Source organism: Kitasatospora sp. NPDC048715, from assembly GCF_043198905.1.
In the GTDB taxonomy this organism is placed as follows: Bacteria; Actinomycetota; Actinomycetes; order Streptomycetales; family Streptomycetaceae; genus Kitasatospora; species Kitasatospora lactacystinica.
This window is the reverse complement of record NZ_JBICVH010000006.1, coordinates 234,937-252,918: the sequence shown is the minus strand read 5'-3', so window position 1 is coordinate 252,918 and position 17,982 is coordinate 234,937. Positions and strand designations below refer to the sequence as shown.

Below are 17,982 nucleotides of genomic sequence, written 5' to 3'. Positions count from 1 at the left end.
GTCCGCCGCAGTGCTCCCGGTTCCGCTCCTGCGAGGCCGAACAGGTGGCCGATCTCCATCAGATGCCACAGGTCGAGCCCGGCTCTCACGCGAGGACGGGAATCGGATTTTCCGCGGAAAATCCGATTCCCGTCCTCCTTCCGAGTGGGACGGCCCCAGCCGCTCGAGAGTGACACCACCACCGGCTTCACCCATCTCGGCGCCCGCGAGTACGCCGCTTCCACCACCGCTTCCTCAGCGTCGACCCGCTGCAAACCGAATCAACGGCGCCCTCTCAAAGGCCAACACGCAGGGAGCCGATTCCGTCACATCATGTTCTTGACCCCCCCTTCGACGACATCCAGGACCTGGAGAAGGCCGGCGACGGGCAGGTCCGCTCCCACGTCTGGTCCTTCTGGTGGGACTGACGCCCCGTACGCGCCGACTCCGACACGTACGGGACTTCCGCCTTCCCACGTCAAGAACGCGCACCCCGTCCGGGTCAGGTCGTCGGCCACTCCCACACGACGGTCTCCAAGTCGGCTCCGCGCAGGCCCTTGAGCCGGACGTCCGACAGGGGCTCCAGGTCGAGCTTGGCCAGCGGGTCGCTGATCTGGGTCAGGACCGGTTCCCCTCCGCTGTCCTCGTTGAGGTGTTCGGCGACGAGCAGGATGTAGTTCTCTCCCTGCTCCCGGGCTCGGTTGTACTCCGCGGCGGTGAGGGTGACGTCGCTCGGCCGGGCGCCGCCGTGTGCCTTGATCTCGTAGTAGCGGCCGGCGCTGTCGACCGCGTCGGCTCCGACGTTCAGCTTTCCGCGCTGGTCGAGATTGTCCGCGTCCTCCCCGAGGACGGCGGCGAGGGTTCGGATGACCAGGGCCTCCTTGGAGCTGCTGTCCTGGAATCCGTGCCGAGCGGACTGCTCGCGGGGCACAGCACCGCCCGGCCTGGGGGCCGGCCCGGTCCGGCGGACCGTGGGCCGGCCGAGCCGGTCGAGGTCGACCAGCCGCGGTGGCTCGGGCACGACGGCGTTGCGCGGCTTCGGAATTGCTGCCTTGGGTGTCGTCGCCGCCTTGCCGTCGGGGGCGGGCCGGGGCGCGGGCACCGGTGCGGCGGACTTCGGCGAGGTATGGCGCCCCGGCCTCGCCGGCTTCGCGGGCGTCGGCGCCTGTGCGGCCTGCAGGGAACGGTCGCGCAGCAGTTCGTCCCGGCGCCGTTGTTCCTCGAAGTCCCGCTGGCCGGCCGAGGTGAGGGGTACGGCGTGACCGGTGGTGACGGCGTCCTCCTCCCAGAAGTCCCGCCAGTGGCGGGCCACCAGGCTGCGGGAGCCCGCGAAATGGCAGGCCAACGCGGCGCCGGTGCCCAGTCGGGAGAACAGTTCGGCCGGGGTGGAGAGGAACAGGGCTTTGGCCGACCGGTCGATGTGCGCGCCGATGGGGATCTCCAGCGGCTCGCGGTCCTTGCCCGGGTCCGCCCGGACGCGCAGACCCGGCAGGACGCGCACCTCCAGGCCCGCGAGCCACGCCCAGCCCGTGAAGGACTCGGCGGCCGCCGGCTCGTCCCGGACCAGGCGGTCCTGCAGAGCGGTGACGGCCCGTCGGAAGCTCTCGGTGAGGCCGGAATCGGGGACCGCCGTGTCGGGTTCGACGGCCTCGGCCGAGGCCATGTCCAACTGCTGCACACCAAGCGGGCCCATCAGCCCGGCGAACTGCTCCGCGTCGCCGCCCGGCCGCCAGATCGGGACACGATCGGCCAGAGCCAGTTCGACCGACCGGTGGGCAGCCACGGCGTAGACCGAGTTCTGCTGTTTGATCCACCCGGCGCTGGTCCACAGCGGCAGCCAGCGCAGCTTCTCCCTCAGGCCCGGCGCGATGCTGGCACCCGTGTTGCTGACCAGCCTGTTCAGCGACCGCAGCGCCTCCAGCATCAGCCGCTCCCCGTCCCCTCCCGTCGGGGATCCGCCGGCGGCGAGCTCCTTGAGGGCCTCGACCAGGTCCTCGGGCCCCGGCTCCCCGATCCCCAGGACCTGCCAGAGCGGCAGCAGCTCAGGGCCGGGCGGGACGAAGGCGCGCAGGCCGTACAGGATGGCGGTGCCCCGGAAGCAGTCCTCGGGACGGCGCCAGCCGAGGTCGGTGAGGACGAGGGCGTCATCGCCCCGCAGCGCCGCCGTCACCCGCTTCTCGACCTGCGCACGAGGGGTGTCGCCCGTGCGTTCCGTCAGCCGCCTGGCGAGCGCGCGGTAGACCAGGGTAGACCTCGGTTCGCAGGGCCTCCGCCGTGTCTCCGGTGCCCAACGGCCGCTTGCGCAGCCGCCGGAGGCGGTCGATCAGCTGGGGGACGTCGGGGTCGCCGACCACTCCCAGGGCCGCGAGCACGTCGGCACGGTTGGCCATCACGTGCTGGAGCTCCGCGTGCACGTAGTTCGGCTCGTCCTGTCCGTAGAGCGCTTCGGCGTCGGGGGTGCGCAACTGGAGGTGGCCGGGGCGGCACAGGTTGCCCTTCTCGTCCTCCAGCCATGCGCTGTCGCGCAGGTTCCAGACCCACAGCGCGGGAACGGAGCCTTTCACGGTCCAGCCGTGATAGGCGGTGGCGGCCTCGACCGTCGCCTCGGGGCCGGTGATCAGTTTGGCCAGGGAATGGAGCAGCGCGGCCGTACGCCGCCGCCGCTCGTCGACGTTGCGCTCCGCGGTGATGTCCTTGACGACCCGTTCGAGGTCCTGCGAGGCCCGGTCGTCCAGGGTGTGCGTGGCCCTGAGCCGCCGCACCGCTTGGGTGCGTGTCCGGGAGGACAGCCAATGGTCTTGGGGCAGTCCTGCCCTCGTGTCGCGGGACCGGTCGTACTTCTTCACCCCCAGCACGACCGGGGCGAGCCGGGGAGTGTCCGCCACGCCCAGCAGACGGAGGAAGGCCGTGGGACTCAGACCACCGCTCCGCGAGACGGGCAGAAGCGTCTTGGCGTAGGAGCGATGCGCCCAGAGGAGCCCCGGGGTCCTGTGCGCGGCGGTCGCGAACCGGTCGCTTCCTGCGCTCTCCAACGACCGGGGGAGGTAGAGCCGGTCGGGCGCCGCCTGACAGGCCTTCTCTTCACCGGTCGCCCCGTACTCGTACGCGTCGAGCCGCACGGTCCGGCCGACGCCCGGGCCCAGCCGCTCGCGCTCCGCGGCCGGGAGTTCGGCCAGGGCCCGTTGGAGCAGGACCAGCCGGTCGGTCGCGGAGATGTCGGTGGCGGGCAGGCGGCCGCCGGTGGCGCCCAGGCGCGCGATGCGGCGCAGGACGGCCGCGGTGTCGTCACGGCGGACCAGGTAGCCGCTCCTGCGGAGCCAGTCGGTGACCCGCCGGGCCGCGTCGTCGTCGGTCCAGTAGGCGGGATGAAGCTCCCGGAGCATGCCCAGCGGATCCAGCAGCCCGCTTCCCTCCCGGCCGGCGAACAGGTGCTCGTACGGCGTGAGCCGCTGACCGTCGGCCATGGCCAGGCACGCGCGGAAGCACAGCGTGTACTCCAGGCCGGCCTTGAGGGCAACGGCGGTGAGGCGGACCGTACGGTCGACGTCGTAAGCGGGTCGCTTGAGCAGTCCGACCGCCGTCGAGACCCCGACCTCGTCCGGGAGTTCCACCGCACCCGCGGTCCTCCAGTCGGAAAGCACCTCGCGCCACCGGCCGTCCTGGTCGCGTGCGGCAACCGGGAAGCAGTGCTCCAGCTCCGCCAACTGCGCGGTGTCCTGCTCCGAGATCACTCCGGCGAGCACCTCCGCCTCGACCGCGAGGCCCGCGAGAGGGACGGACGTACTGTCCGCCACCGGCAGCGTGAGGGCGGCGGCCACCTTCGCCCTGGCACGCTCCAGGAACGTTCCGGCGAGGCGCTCGGGCAACCCGGACCTGCCGTGGACGGAGCCCGCGGTCAGGGGAAGCAGGTGCCAGGCCGACGGGTCCACCTGTCCGAGGACGTCGAGTACCGCGGCCTGCCACAGGTCGGCGACGACCGGGACCAGGGCTTGGTTCAGGGCACTCGCGGCGAAACCCTCACGGCTGACGATCGGGTCGAACTGCGAGTGCACCCGGGCCGGGACGTCGAGCGGAGCCACTGGCAACCCCGCGTGGACGCACCCCGTCGCCGTTTCGTCCATCGGCAGCGCCACGGCCACCGGCACGGTCTCTCCGAGCTTCTTGTGCAGCCTGTGCCACCCGGGCCGGGGCGGGATCAGCGTGTCGTAGACGCGCCAGTGGGATCCCCCGGTGGTCCGGGCCTCTCGGACACGCACGGCGTGCTCCGCACCGTCGACCGGCAGGCTCAGGGTCGTGACCTCCTGCCAGCTCAGCCGCAGGACTCTCGTCGTATCGGGGCCATCGGGGTCGTCCGGGTCGCCGGCCATCACCGTGACCTGTCCGAGGTGGCGCAGGAAGAGCAGGGAACTGTCCTGCCAGTCCTCGAACCACGCGAGGAGTTCCTCGGCCGAGAGGACTCCGGGGTCCAGCGGGATTCGGAACACTGTCCACTCCCGCCCCGAGATGTCCGCGGGCAGGCGCGGGAGGTCGGCCGGCGCCAGGGCGATGTCGGTGAATCCGACGTGGTACGGGTGGCCGTGCACCTCCCAGGAGGTCGAGAGCGTCCGCAGCGTCGTCAGGCCGATGCCGAACCGACCGGTGCTCGCGGAGTCCAGGCGCTTGCCGCTGATCCACGGCAGCCCGAGCCGCGGGATGTCGGCCAGGCGCAGGCCGTTGCCGTTGTGCGCGATCAGGAGCTCGGTCGGCCGCCAGTGGAAGCGGATCTCCCGGGCTCCGGTGTCGTCGGCGTTCTGGACCATCTCGGAGAGGACCTGCAGCCCGTCCGACGAGAGCGTCTCCGCGCCTTCCTGAGCACCCTCCGCCATCTGCCGGAAGAGCCCCGGTACCGCACGGATGCCTTCGTCCAGCAGCCGGACGGCTCGGGCGGCCGCCTCCGCTGTCCGTGCCTCGACACCCGGATCGGACTTCCCGGCCAGCAGGGCCCGTACGGCCTCGGCCAGTTCGTCGTCGTTCCCACCCCTGGTCACGCTGCATCTCCTTTTCCCCAGTACGGTCCTGGGAAAGAGGATCCGCATACGATCGGCGGTACGAGTCACGACCGTCCGGATCCGGTCACATGGCTGACGGCTGTGGAGCCATCCACCTCGGCCGTGACCAGCTGGAAGTCGTCGGGTCGTGGCCGACCCGGCCGCGACCAGGAACGCACCCCCGGCTGAAAACAGGTAGGGGAAAGCGCTCAGTGTCAGTGGTGGCTGCAAGGACGTTGCGGGGCCCGTCCGGTTGTCCGACACCGCACGGTGTCGGACAACCGGCGGTCAGCTGACCGGCCCACTTCCGGAACGGGTCCGGACTCGCCCGCCCGAGCATGCCTGGAGGATGAGGCTGGCGGCCGAACAGAGCGTCGCAGCCGAGCACACAGGTCGCCATGAGGTTGGACAGGCCCGAGCGCTGGACCGGAACGCCCCACCCCGGGCGGGCGGCGGACGGTCGCTGAAGCTTCTCCAGGACTCAAGCAAGTCCGTGCTTGAGTCGCTTGGGTCGCTCAGTCGCTACCCACCATCCCGTCAACCAGGAGCGACCGAGCCCGAGCCCCACAAAAGGCGCCCATCGGAGGGCAGCGACCCAAGCGACTGTCAACCTGCCCTCGGCCACTGTCACCCTTGCGCGCGGCGCCGCCGCAGCCGTCATGTCCAGGGTGGCGGCCTGCTGGCCACTCCTGGTCGGCACCTCAGAAGACGCCGGGTACGCGAGCAACTCAGTGCCTGGGTCGCTCGGTCGCTGACCGGGGCACGCCCCCGATCGCCCGGCCTGACCAGCACCTGACGCCCAGGCGGCCTGGAACAGCGACCCAAGCGACTGTCGACCACGGTTGCCGCTGTTCCCTGGAACGAGGGTCTGTCTCTCGGGTTCTTCCCCGCAGCGAGTCGCTGGAGCTACCGAAGCGACCCAAGCGACTCGCTCCCGGAGCTTCGGGCGGACCTGACACGCACGACACGCCGGGCAGAACGCCCCGAGAGACTCAGTCGCTTTCGGTCGCTGGGCTTCAGTCGCTCCACAAAACACCAGGTCAGAGGCCATTTGCCCACTCAATCAGCGACCGAAGCGACTCAAGCTTGGGTATATGAAGACATTCCCGTGTGCGTGTGTGCGTCATAGACCCGGGCTACAGTCGCTTCAGTCGCTGTTTGCTGTGGAAATCGCTCCTGACCTGCGAAAACGTCGGAGCGACCAAAGCAGCGACTGAACGGGCTCAGTCGCTCCCCCAGGACTCGGTCGCTGAGTTTGTTCGCAAGCCCCCGTAGTAACGGTTCGCACGTCCCCGCTCGGCTAGTCTGTGTGAGCTATCTTCTGAACTTCGGTCGCTTCAGTCGCTGATCTGGGTCCTGCCAGTGCCCTGACCTGGCTTTTTGCCCTCAGCGACCGAACGAGCGACTGAAGTCCGAGCAGCTACCGAACAAGGGGAAGGGACCAGCGTGACGGCGCCGATGGCCGTGGGGAGCGACCGAGCGGGCCGCCAGCCGGATGCGCTGGCCGTTGCCCGGTGGTGTGCCGCCCAGGGATGGCCCGTCCATCCGCTCGCCCCCGGACGCAAGACCCCGCCCGCCAACTGCCGCCCCTGCCAGGAGTCCCCCCACTCCCCCACCGACTGCCCCTGCCCCGCCGCAGGCCGCTGGTGCCACGGCTTCCACGCAGCGACTCTGGACCAGGACGTCCTCACCGCCTGGTGGCGGATCAACCCGGACTTCGGCACCGCAGTTGCCTGCGGCCCGGCCGGCCTGGTGGTCATCGACGTCGACAGCCACACCGACGTCGTCCCCGCCCGCGACCGCATCCTGCCCGGGATCCCGATCCACGAGGACGTCGACCTCGACGGGCTCGAGAACGGGTACCACACCCTGGCCCTGCTGGCCGCCCTCCGCAGGGCTCCCGACCCGACCACGGACGAAGGCACCCTGCGCGTACGCACCCCCTCCGGGGGCCTGCACATCTGGTACCAGGACCACGCCGACCGCCGGTTCGCCTGCTCCACCGGATCCTCCGCGGGCCGCGCCCTGGCCTGGCAGGTCGACGTCCGGGCGCACGGAGGCTACATCGTCGCCCCCGGGACCGCGACCGCGGCAGGCACCTACACCCCGCTCCCAGGAGCCAGGACCCCTGCCCCACTGCCCGAGTGGCTCGCCGAGGAACTCGTCCGCACCGGACACCTCCAGGACCGGCCCGGCCGACCGAGCGTGCCTCAGCCGGCCGTCCCCGACCGTGCCCGCCAGGCCGTCGTCGCCGCGGGCGGGGGCAAGAAAGGCGCGGAGAAGGTGCTCGACACCGTGCTCCAGGACGTCACCGACTGCGCCAACACCCCCGAGGGCGCCGGCTTCACCGGCAAGCTCAACCGTGCCGCCTACACCGTGGGAGGCCTGGTCTCGGCCGGCCACCTCACCCACGCCGTCGCCGAGCAGCTCCTCCTCGACGCGGCCCGCACCGCCCGTCCCTCCCAGGACAGGCACAACTCCGCCGTCATCCGTTCCGGCCTGGCAGCCGGCACCCGGCAGCCCCTCCACATCGGGAAGGTCCGCGGATGACCGACAGCACCCGCCGCAAGAGGACGGTCTTCGACCCCGTGGCCACGGCGCAACAGATCCTGGACTACCCGCCCGTCCCGGGCCCCGCCCACCCCCCGTGGCACGGCACCGCCGTCCAGGAGAGCCTCCTCGACCCGGCGCCGACGACAGCGGCCCCCGTGGTTCCGCAGGCGGCGCCGGAGCCCGCACAGGCCTCCGCGGCAGGCCCGCAGGCGACCGCGCACGGCCTGCTGCCCGACTCGCTCTCCGACCGCGGCAACGCCAAGCTCTTCGTCCACCTCTACGGAAGCGACTACCGCCACGTCCCCGGCCTCGGCTGGTACCGGTGGTCCGCCCACCGCTGGCAGCTCGACGAGGACGACACCGTCCTGTGGGCGGCCGGCGAGATGGCCGAGAGCATCGCCACCCACGACTCACGCGGCCTCTACACCAACACCGACCTGCGCCGGCACCGCCGCCGGGCCCTGTCCACCTCCGGCATGAACGCCATGCTCACCCAGGCCAAGTCCGCTCCCGGCATGGTGCTCAACGCGGCCCTCCTCGACGCCGACGCGTACGCCCTGTGCACCCCCGGCGGCGTGGTCGACCTGCGCACCGGCGCGATCGTCCCGCCGGACCCGAAGGTCCACCACCACTCGCGCTCCACCACCCTGGCCCCGGCCCGGATGCCCACCCCGCGCTGGAACCGCTTCCTGACCGACACCTTCGGCGACGACAAGGAAGGCCGCCAGACCCGCGACTTCCTCCACCTGCTGCTCGGCTACTCCATCAGCGGCGACGTCGGCGCCCAGGTCATGCCCTTCCTCTACGGCCAGGGCAAGAACGGCAAGTCCGTCCTGCTCGACGTCATGATCCAGCTCCTCGGCGACTACGCCGACGCGGCCCCGCCCGGCTTCCTCATGGCCAAGACCTTCGACGGCCACCCCACCGACCTCGCCGAGCTCCACGGCCGCCGCATCATCGTCTGCTCCGAGCTCAAGCCCGGCGACCGCTTCGACGAGGCCCGGGTCAAGCTGCTCACCGGCGGTGACAAGATCAAGGCCCGCCGGATGCGCCAGGACTTCTTCTCCTTCGAGCCCACCCACAAGCTCTGGCTGCTCGGCAACCACCGCCCCGAGGTCGGCACCGGCGGCTTCGCCTTCTGGCGGCGCATGCGCCTGATCCCGTTCGAACGGGTCGTGCCCGAGGAGCGCAAGATCGACAACCTGGCCCACGTCCTCGTCGCCGAGGAAGGACCCGGGATCCTGGCCTGGCTCATCGAGGGCGCCCGCCGCTACTTCGCCGGGGAGAAGGACCTCGCCGGCCCACAGGCCGTCCAGACCGCCACCACCGCCTACGCCGAGACCGAGGACCACGTCGGCCGCTTCCTCAAGGAGGCGTGCGTCACAGGCGAGGGCATGCGTGCCGAACAGTCCCAGCTCTTCGGCGCCTACACCCGTTGGTGCGGCTTCGAGGGGGCCAATCCCGTATCCGGGCGTGCCTTCGCCGCACGAGTTCGAGAGACACTGGGTATGACATCTCCCAAGGAGATGGTCCTGTCCAACAGCCGCAAGTACTACCCGGGCATCGGCCTGATCACCGACGACACAGAGGAGCACAACGCGTGAGCGCGCTGATCGACCCGGCCGAGCTCGCCCACGAAACCGACCTCGTCTGGCTGGAGGACACCTCCGACCTCGACTACGTCCGTCAGTCGCTGGACCGCCTCACCACCCGCCGCGGCCGCCCGGCCTACCACCGCGACGGCCGCATGGTCGGCTACGCGATCCTCGGCCCCGACGCCAAGTCCTCGCGGGCCTCCGGCACCTTCCGCCGCCGCGTCTTCTGGCTCCTGCCGCACGACCGCGACCAGGACCCCGAGGGCCTCTACACCACCGGCGCCCCCTCCGAGGCCGTGGACCCGCGCACCGTCGCCCCGGGCGTCAAGGGCTACAAGACCGAGCGCTCCGAGGGCGGCCCGGCCTCCCCCGCCATGCTCGAACTGGGGATAACGCTTCCGAAGGCCTGACGGCCGGCCCGGCGACGCGGGGGCGGGAGAGGGGTGGCTCGGAAACGAGCCGCCCCTCTGTCATGTACCGAAGCGGAACTCGGCGAATCGGACTCGGCGGCCGGCCCACGAGGGCAGGTGCTGGGAAGTCGCTTCCCGTTGCGAGAGGCCGCAGTTCGGTTTATGGGAGGCCGTGCCGGTGTCCCGCTCCTGCGTCACCGAGTCGTACTGACCGCCCGCCTACGCCGTCGGCACACGGGCCGACCTGCCATCGACCCGGGATGATCTCCGCCTACGAAAAATCTTGCCAGAGCCGCAAACATCCTCATCACGGCACGTATGACGACCGTACCGGCGCCCCGATCCTCGATGGCCGACGCACCGGCCGGCGGTTCTACTGCTCCGGCGGTACGACAGGCCCGGGCAGGTCGAGGACCCGGGCGAGGGCTGCGGTGACGGGAGCCCGGTGGCCGGGCGGTAGGTGCCGGTGGGTCCAGTCGGTGGCCAGCGTGAGGAAGCCGGCCAGGTCGCGTTCGGCATCGGCGAGCAGGCGGCGGAGTTCGGTGACGGACAGTTCGATCACGGGGCTGTCGCTCTGCTCGGCGTCGACCGTGAGCCGGACGGTGTCGCCGAAGCGCTCCGCGACCGGTGACACGGGGTCGTGGCCGAACCAGAGCACGCCGTCCTTGTCGACGAGTTGGTGCCAGGTACGCCAGTCCTCCAGGCCGTCGCAGCAGCCCGGCAGGAACGTGGTGCCGGTGGAGTCGTCGGTGACCCGCAGGCCGCCGGCTGCGAAAAGGGTGTCGAAGGTCAGCAGTCCGTGGAGGAAAGAATCAAGAGGATCGGCAGGCCGGGGCGGGCGGTCGTTGTCGGTTCCGTCCTCGGGGTCGATGTCGTTGCAGCCGGCGATGCGCATCACGGCCGTTCCGACTTCGGCGGGCAAGAGCCCGCCGCTGAGGGGCAGGAAGGCGCCTGGCCCGACCTCGGCGACGGGCCAGAGGTCGAAGCCGTCAGGGACGCGGGTCTCTAGGACGGGCTGTATCACGATCACCCGGCGAAGTGTGCCGCATCACCTGCCCGTGATGCCTCCCGATTACGCCGGGCCGCTTCGCATCCGGCGAGCGTGAATCAGCACGGGAACTGAGCCCTTTCGGGGCCCGGACCATCACGACGGGACCGGACGCATCGACCGAGACCACCGACACATCGGCCAAGTGCGCAACAGCGGAAGCAGTTCAACGGAACACCGTCAGAGGCTGCCCACCACCGGCAGGAAATGATCTCCGGCTACGAAAATCCTGCCAGAGCCACGTTCAGACGTACGCCGACACCGACCACTGCTCGCTTGGGGCGTGGGGCAAAAGCGCTGGTTGCGGGCGCAGGAGGCAGCGACTCCCGCGCCGTTGCCGGGGACCAGCAGGTGCCTCCCGTTCTCGTGACGAACTGACTTCACGACTCGGGTACTGGTCCAACTTCTGGCCGACTTCTGTGGTTGGTTGCGGTGAGTGATCTGCTTGGTTGCTCCCGGCAACTCCCCCTGGATCAGCGTGCTTCAGCTCCTTCCGCAGGCCGACAGCCAGTCGACAACGACTCCTTGACCCGAACACCGAGCTCGCACCGGCAACCGCGAAGGGACGGTCAGGGGCGCTGGGATGGTCCCGAGCGGCCCCCCACATCGCCTCACGGGCGCTCACGACTGGTACGCGGCGTGGTGATACCGGCGCAGCCGGGGGCTACGGATCGTGGGCAGCCGGACCAGCGTGTGCATAAACGCGTCGTCATGGGGTTTCAGGGGGTACCAGGGGCGCGATGGCAGTGGGTAGTCGTCGCGCAGGACTCCCTCCGGGAGTACCCCGGTGGCGGGTGTCGGTGAGGTTTCCTCCCCGGGGCCGGCGAGGTACGCCCAGACTCCGCTGTCCAGCGGCACTACCGTGGCCTCGCGGTCGGGTGGGCGCCACGGCTCGCCCGTGCCGGGGTGGCGGGGGACGAGGAGGACGTCGGGGCGGGGCCGGGGCTCGGGGATGCCCGGACCGGCCAGTCCCACCGAGCGGGGGTCGGGCCCGGACGGGAGGTAGCGGGCCACGGCGTGGCCGAGCAGCTCGGCGACGGGGCCGGAGGGGAGGGTCACCGGGTGGTTCTCGGTGGCCGCCACGAGGTGGGCCAGCGCGACGCCGACCGCCGCCTCCCAGCGGCGGCTCCACGACCCGTCGGGTTCGACGGGCGGGACGCGGTGTTCGGCACGCTCCAGGTCCGCCCAGCCGGGCAACGGGCCGTCCGGGAGCCCCGAGGAACGGCGGACGACCGCGTCGGGCTCCAGCCACACGGTCTGCCACGAGCCGCAATCGTCGATCCGGGTCGCCACGGCCCGTCCGCACCCCGTACAGGCCAGGTTGGGCCCGGCCCGGCCGTCCACGCCCTGGCAGTAGCCCTCGCACTTCTCCAGGATCAGAGCCATCGACCGGGAGTCACCGGGCGCGATGACGATCCTGCCCCGCGCGCCGAAGGAGACGGAGTACACCGGGGCGTACACCCCCTGCCGGGCAGCCGCTTCCTCTCCGACGTCCTGCCACAACCGCCAGGGCGGCCCGGTGGGCCGGGGGTGGACGGCGTACGTCCCCGGCTCCATCAGTGGAGGATGAAGTTCCTCCCAGGCACCGTGGTCGGTGTGGACGGGCAGTGCGACCCGGGACACCGGTGCCGTCAGCCCGGTGCCGCAGCCAGCACACGCGAACACGTCCAAACAAGCTCCCCCCGCTGCGGCCCACCCGGATTGTGCCTCGCCCGCGGCAGAGGATCCAACCGATTTCGGAGCGGCTCCAGGGCTTCCAGGGGCGCTTCGTCTCCGCGTTGATGACAGGTGGTCGGCGCCCCCGGGCCGACGAACGCACCAGGCCGGAGCACCAGGTGGTTCCTTCGACGTCCTGCGAGGCCTTCAGTTCTGTCCGATACCCGCGTCGCGGAGGCGGCGTTCGGCGAGCCTGGTCACCCCCCGAGTTCGGTTTCCATCGCGGCGCGGACCGGCTCGTCGGTGGGTAGGTGAGGGCTCATGGGTTCTCCGTCTTGGTGTCCGGGTCGATGCTGGCCGTCGGAGGCGGCCCAGGCCTGCGCACGTTCGTGTCGCTTTCCCGCCGGACAACGGCTTCACCTGCTGGTTCCCTGAGGGGCATGTCCAACGCAAGCAAGTCCTCGCTCTTCCGATCCCTCCACACGCCCGATCGCCCACTCGCGCTCGCGAACGCCTGGGACGTCGCCAGCGCCCGCGTCATCGAAGCCGCGGGGGCGACCGCGATCGCCACCACCAGCGCCGGGGTGGCCTGGTCGCTCGGCGCCCCGGACGGGGACCGCGTCCCCCGGGGCCCCGTGCTGGACGCCATCGCCCGCATCGCGTCGGCGGTCACCGTCCCGGTGACCGCCGACATCGAAGGCGGCTACGGACAGAGCCCCGCCGAGGTCGCGGAGACCGTCACGCGGGTACTGGAAGCCGGCGTGGTGGGCATCAACATCGAGGACGGCACCCGCTCCCCCGGCACGCTCGTCGACCGGCTCGCGGCCTCCCGCGGTGCAGCGCAGAGGGCGGGCGTCGACCTGTTCGTCAACGCCCGCATCGACACCTACCTGCTCGGACTGGGCGACCCCGCCACCCGGCTGCAGGACACGCTGGAACGGGCACGCTCCTACATCGACGCCGGCGCGGACGGCATCTTCGTCCCCGGCGTCACGGACCCCGGCGTCATCAAGGACCTGGCCGCAGGGCTGACGGTCCCCCTCAACATCATGGCGGGTCCGGGCACCGTGCCGGTGGACGAGCTGGGTGCCCTCGGCGTGGCCCGTGTCAGCCTCGGTTCGAGCGTGGCGCAGGCCGCCTACGCCGTGCCACGGCATGCGGCACTCGAACTGCACCGCGTCGGCGGCTACGACCACCTCCGGCAGACCATCGACTACCCGGAGCTCAACAGCCTGTTCACCGCGACCGGCTGACCACACCTGGCTGCACACCCGAGGCAGCCCGGAACCCTCCGCCCCCGGCACGACGGACGCGGTGCGCCCGGTCCCGCGGACTGACCTGACGATCAGCTCCGGTGCTCCTGACGGCAGCGGCAGGGATCCCGTCGAAGACCGGGACACCCACGAGGACACCGGCATCCGGATCGGCCGGAGCCACGACTCACAGCTCTGCCGCTGCCCGGTCCCGTTCGACCGCCCGCACCGCGAAGTCGTGCCGTACGGGCCGGGGCTTCCTCGGGCCGCCGCGCTCCAGCCCGCTGGGCGCCGCCCGCGCGCGGCGAGGGCCGTGCACCGGATTGATGCCCCGCGCCCTCGGCTCTCCCCGCGAGTGAGTGCCGTCAGCCGGCAGTGGTGGTTTTGGGGAGTGCGCGGTGGGCGTACCAGGCCTCGCAGGCCTGGGCGCGGGTACCGGTCGGGTTCGTACGGTGCCAGGCGCTGGTGAAGCGGTTGAACTCGAACTGCTCCCCGATCTCGCGGGGCCGGAGCGTCTCCGGGCGCGCGGCATGCCAGTGGGCCACCGCATCGGCCAGGGTCAGGCTGGCTCCCCGGGCGATGAAGTCGCGCATGAAGGCGTCGAAGTGGAAGCCGGGGCCGATCGTGCCGACCCCGTCACCTCTCCCCCACTGGTTGCAGGCGCTGCTCCGAGGCCGAGGGCGGACGATTTTCCGCGGAAAATTCCACGGCCACTGGAGAGACGGTGTCGTCGGTGCACGCAAGGACGCCCGCGCCTGGCCCGCGGTCCGTCCCGGCGGTGCTCGACCCGGGCATGCGCGGCGTAGAACTGTGGGGCCCGCGCCCGTTCGGACTGCGGCACCCCACGGGCCGAACCCGGTTCCGTCACCTTCACTCCGGAAGGGGAGCGAAGGAGGGCGACAGCCCGCTGAGTGGTTCGCGTGATGGTCTGCCCGTCAGGCCTCGGCGCGACTTCTCCTGACAACAGCAGGGCCTTCCCCGGCTGCCACCCGCGGCACCGAGGAAGGCGTTCCGTCACACGTCCCGTTCACCGAACACGCGGACCACCCATTCGTCGAGCCGGATGCCGAACGCCACCGCCGAATCGATCCCCGAAGCCGGAAACGTCCCGGCGTCGTCCATGCTGGCGAGATAGTCGACGTCGGCCCAGCCGCCTCGGAACAGCACCACCGACAGCTGGGTCTCCTCGGGACCGGAGACAAGAACCCCCACCGAGTCGGGATCGGCCACCCGCGTCCTGTCCGTCTCAAGGCGCTGCGGCCACGGCGCCGTCTCGTCGCGCCATGTCATCTCGCCCACCACGAGACCAGCGGCCCGCCAACCGGGCGTCCGCGCAGCCACCTCCGCAGCCGCCTCGTCGAGATCCACGATCGTCTCCATGGCATGGATCATGGCCCGACCCAGCCGTGGTTCTCCACCGAATTCCGCCTGTACGACATGCGGGTGCTGCCATGCATGACTGGTTGACGGTCAGATCTGATGCCCCGGGTGCCGTGCATTCCAGGCTCGGACGATGGCGGCTCGCTGGTCCTCAAGACCGACGACGTCTCCGGGCTCGGCCGGGGCGAAGACGTCGACGATCTCAGGGGCCTCGCCTTGAAGGTCCGGAAAGCGGACGTACGCCTGCCGTCCGTTACTGAACTGGCGCAACTGTCCCGACGGATGAACGTCAGGACGGGCGCCCTGGCAGCAGAGCAGGCGGCCGTCGCGCTCCAGCTGCCGCCGGGCCTGGGCGAGGCAGTCGAGGTAGTCGGTTCCGCTGATCTCGGTGAGAACACCGTCGTCGAGGAGCGCGATGAGTGCGCCGGAAGACGGACCGATGCGAAGGACGACAGGTCGGAGGGAGCCGTCCGGGTCCACGGTCCGAAGGCGCACTTCTTCGATCCAGCTCGCCGGGGAGATGCTGCTGTCCGAGGTGCGGTCCTTGCCGAGCCCACTGTTCATGCCGCCCATGATCGCTGCGGGAAGCCGACTCGGGAAGGGTTGGGCAGTCGGGAGGAGGAGGACCCCGGATCCTCTCATCGGCCGGCGGTGTCGCTCCGCGAGTGCAGCCGGACGATTTTCCGCGGAAAATTCCCAGCCGCAGAATGCGCACCGTCAGCGCCGGACTGTCGAACCGATCGGCCGGGCCGGCTCCCTGTTCACCGGCGTCCGACCGTGGGAGTCAGCGGTGCTTCGGTGAGTCGTGCGCTTCCCGGCTCTACCGTCCGGCGGCGACCGGTCATGCCTCCCCGGTACACCTCGTCGGCTCGAACCCCGACAGCACGCGACTGCTCGCTGCCCCGGACCGGCGGATCCATCCGGGACCGGCGGAACGGCCGGGAGGCAGGGGACTCGCCGCACCGCTGTCCCGGTCGGCCTGGTCATCGGGGACTCGTGGAGGCTTCCGATTTTCCGCGGAAAATTCCGCATCACCCTCGAACCCTCCCTGGGACGAGGGCTTCCCGGGCGCCGAATTTTCCGCGGAAAATTCGGCGCCCGGATCGCGGGTCACCCCCGGCGGACCTGAGCAAGTACGGAGAGGTGGGCCAGGTGCGCCGACTTCCCCTCGGATGTCACGGGTGTGTCGTCGCGGAGCGAGTACCCGTGCTCAACTCCGGGACCTGGCCCCACTCCCCCGGTGGTGTCAGTCGAGCATCCGGCGCGCCGTCTCGCGCAGCTGGTCGTCACGGTGCCGCTGGGCGGGGTAGCAGGTGCCGTACTCGCGCAGCAGTCGGCGTTCGCTGGTCGCCCAGTGCAGCAGCTGCGGCCGGAGGTCGGACGGATAGGGAGGCCCGATCCGGTGGACTGCCTGAAGGGCCCGCACACCCACGGGGCGGGACGGATCCAGCAGCGCGGTCAGAACCGGGAGCGCGACGGACGGATCGCCGGTGATCCGCCAGTGGGCCTCGGCGGCGTGCAGTCGGGTCCAGTCGTAGCCGTCGTCGAGGTAGCACTCGATCAGCGGCAGCAGGGGAGTGGCCGCATCGCCCAGGCGCCCTGCCTCCTCCAGCCGCCGGCTGTCCTCGGCGAGCTGGTGTGCCAGCAGGCGCAGGACAGCGCCCGGCTCGTCGGTGAGGAGGGCGGTGGTGACGGCTGCCGCGGCCGCGAGCTCGTCATCGGTTGCGCGGGCGAGGGCTTCCAGAGGGCCGAGGAGTCCGGCGTCCCGGATCGCCCAGTCCCCGAAGCGGCGAACGAGGGTCTGGGTGGGGCGGTCGCGCAGCAGGCGGGTGAGGTCGGGCAGATGGGTGCGGACCTCCTCGACGGAGAGAGCGTCGTAGAGGCTGTCCAGGTGGGTGGCGTCCCGGTGCCGCAGGGCGAGGCGCTGGTGCTCGGGGTCGCGGGTACGGAGAGCGAGTGCGGCCAGTGCCTCCGGCGCCGATTCGGGAACGTGGGTGAGGAGCCGCGGATCGCCGAGCTGACCGAGGATCGTCTGGGCGCGGCGGCCGGCGAGGGTGTCGGCGTGGACGTGGGGGAGGAGGTTGTCGGCGAGCGCCGGGTCGGGGCGGGAAGCCCCGAACAGGCACTGGGAGATCACGTCGAGCAGGCCGCCGAGGTCCCAGAGGTCGTGCTCGTGGCGGAGGGCTTCGGTGAGCAGACTGACGGTCTCGTCCTCGCGGTCGCGCCACATCGCCGACAGGTGTCGGGCTCGGCGCGTGCCGCGGCCCTGGTGGTCCCCGTGGGTGATCCAGCCGCAGGCCACTGCCGCCAGGGCGTCCGCGTCCTCGGTCAGGATCCAGGTGCGTTCGTCGGTGTTGCCGATCCCCGGGACGAACTCACCGGCACTGAAGTCGAAGCCGGGGTCGCCCCCGGCCTCGGCCAGGACGGCGACCACGTCGGCCGGGTAGGGCGCCTCTGAACGTTCCAGCAGGGCCAGAGCGCCGGCGGCGCGGACGGCCGGCACCGGGTCCGTCAGGGCCGATCGGAGGCGGCGGCGGGCGGCATCGCTGTCCGGGTCGAGCAGCGTCAGGACGGTGAGTGCCTCGGCGCGGACAGCGGCGGCAGGGTCGGAGGTGTAGCAGGCGGTCAGCGCGCGCAGGACAACGGGGACGGTGTCGCCGGTGGCACGGCGGGCGACGCGCACCATGTTGCGGCGCACCACTGGGTCGTCGTCGCGCAGAAGGTGCAGCAGCCCGGCCACCTCGGCCGCGATCCGGGTACACCCCTGTACCTCGTCGTCGTACTCCGGCTCGGCTTCGGTGCCGCCGCATCCGGCCAGGGCGGCGAGCAGGTCGGCCCGTTCGTGGCGGCTGTGGGCCGCTGCGTGGGCGAGGAAGGGAACGGCCGCCACGGCGGCCGATGACACCGACCCCTGGTGCAGTGCCCGGCCGAAGAACGCGGACAGGGCCTTGTCCGCCTGGTGCCGGTCGTCGGAGTACAGGGCGCGTATCCAGCCGGGGACGTCGCTGCCGTCGCCGAAGGCGTGTCCTAGCGACGGCCAGTCGATCATGTGCAGCTCTTCAGGTGATCTCACATCGGCAC

At 71.2% G+C, this 17,982-nt stretch carries 12 protein-coding genes; 4 read left to right on the top strand and 8 right to left on the bottom strand.

What is annotated here, in order from left to right:
* Nucleotides 1-481 precede the first annotated feature (481 nt).
* Nucleotides 482-2,149: a protein NO VEIN domain-containing protein gene (locus ACGFSC_RS14315; protein ID WP_359896731.1), complete on the bottom strand. Its 1,668-nt coding sequence runs from the start codon at nt 2,147-2,149 to the stop codon at nt 482-484.
* Nucleotides 2,124-5,006 (bottom strand): ATP-binding protein, encoded by a 2,883-nt coding sequence (locus ACGFSC_RS14310; RefSeq protein WP_359896729.1) that lies wholly within the window; start codon nt 5,004-5,006, stop codon nt 2,124-2,126. The genes ACGFSC_RS14315 and ACGFSC_RS14310 overlap by 26 nt, the downstream gene beginning before the upstream one ends.
* 1,446 nt (nt 5,007-6,452) lie before the next feature.
* Here ACGFSC_RS14310 and ACGFSC_RS14305 point away from each other — a divergent pair.
* The 3 genes from ACGFSC_RS14305 to ACGFSC_RS14295 are packed head-to-tail and all read left to right on the top strand — an operon-like array spanning nt 6,453 to nt 9,564.
* Nucleotides 6,453-7,556 carry a bifunctional DNA primase/polymerase gene (locus tag ACGFSC_RS14305; protein ID WP_392863300.1) on the top strand — a complete coding sequence of 368 codons (1,104 nt, stop codon included), beginning with the start codon at nt 6,453-6,455 and terminating at the stop codon, nt 7,554-7,556.
* Nucleotides 7,553-9,163: a phage/plasmid primase, P4 family gene (locus tag ACGFSC_RS14300; protein ID WP_359896726.1), complete on the top strand. Its 1,611-nt coding sequence runs from the start codon at nt 7,553-7,555 to the stop codon at nt 9,161-9,163. The genes ACGFSC_RS14305 and ACGFSC_RS14300 overlap by 4 nt, the downstream gene beginning before the upstream one ends.
* On the top strand, nt 9,160-9,564 hold the full coding sequence (locus tag ACGFSC_RS14295) for a DUF6009 family protein (RefSeq protein ID WP_331768794.1): 405 nt from the start codon (nt 9,160-9,162) through the stop codon (nt 9,562-9,564). Before ACGFSC_RS14300 ends, ACGFSC_RS14295 begins: the two co-directional genes overlap by 4 nt.
* 373 nt (nt 9,565-9,937) lie before the next feature.
* On the opposite strand, the gene ACGFSC_RS14290 is transcribed toward ACGFSC_RS14295, so the two are convergent.
* The gene (locus tag ACGFSC_RS14290) at nt 9,938-10,594 is read right to left on the bottom strand and encodes a hypothetical protein (protein WP_359896723.1); all 657 of its coding nucleotides are present in this window, start codon (nt 10,592-10,594) and stop codon (nt 9,938-9,940) included.
* Nucleotides 10,595-11,233: 639 nt separating this feature from the next.
* Nucleotides 11,234-12,283: a hypothetical protein gene (locus tag ACGFSC_RS14285; RefSeq protein WP_359896721.1), complete on the bottom strand. Its 1,050-nt coding sequence runs from the start codon at nt 12,281-12,283 to the stop codon at nt 11,234-11,236.
* A gap of 425 nt (nt 12,284-12,708) precedes the next feature.
* Here ACGFSC_RS14285 and ACGFSC_RS14280 point away from each other — a divergent pair, with 425 nt between their 5' ends.
* A complete protein-coding gene (locus ACGFSC_RS14280; protein ID WP_359896719.1) occupies nt 12,709-13,521 on the top strand; it encodes an isocitrate lyase/phosphoenolpyruvate mutase family protein in 813 nt (270 codons plus the stop codon).
* Between the two features lie 365 nt (nt 13,522-13,886).
* Here ACGFSC_RS14280 and ACGFSC_RS14275 read toward each other — a convergent pair whose 3' ends face one another.
* The 4 genes from ACGFSC_RS14275 to ACGFSC_RS14260 all read right to left on the bottom strand — a co-directional run bounded on the left by ACGFSC_RS14275 (nt 13,887) and on the right by ACGFSC_RS14260 (nt 17,974).
* Nucleotides 13,887-14,114 (bottom strand): hypothetical protein, encoded by a 228-nt coding sequence (locus ACGFSC_RS14275; protein ID WP_359896717.1) that lies wholly within the window; start codon nt 14,112-14,114, stop codon nt 13,887-13,889.
* Nucleotides 14,115-14,535: 421 nt separating this feature from the next.
* Nucleotides 14,536-14,901, bottom strand: coding sequence for a hypothetical protein (locus ACGFSC_RS14270; protein WP_359896716.1), 366 nt, complete (start codon nt 14,899-14,901; stop codon nt 14,536-14,538).
* Between the two features lie 90 nt (nt 14,902-14,991).
* On the bottom strand, nt 14,992-15,465 hold the full coding sequence (locus ACGFSC_RS14265) for a hypothetical protein (RefSeq protein WP_359896714.1): 474 nt from the start codon (nt 15,463-15,465) through the stop codon (nt 14,992-14,994).
* Nucleotides 15,466-16,147: 682 nt separating this feature from the next.
* Nucleotides 16,148-17,974, bottom strand: a complete 1,827-nt coding sequence (locus ACGFSC_RS14260) for a HEAT repeat domain-containing protein (RefSeq protein WP_359896712.1) — start codon at nt 17,972-17,974, stop codon at nt 16,148-16,150.
* Nucleotides 17,975-17,982: the final 8 nt, after the last annotated feature.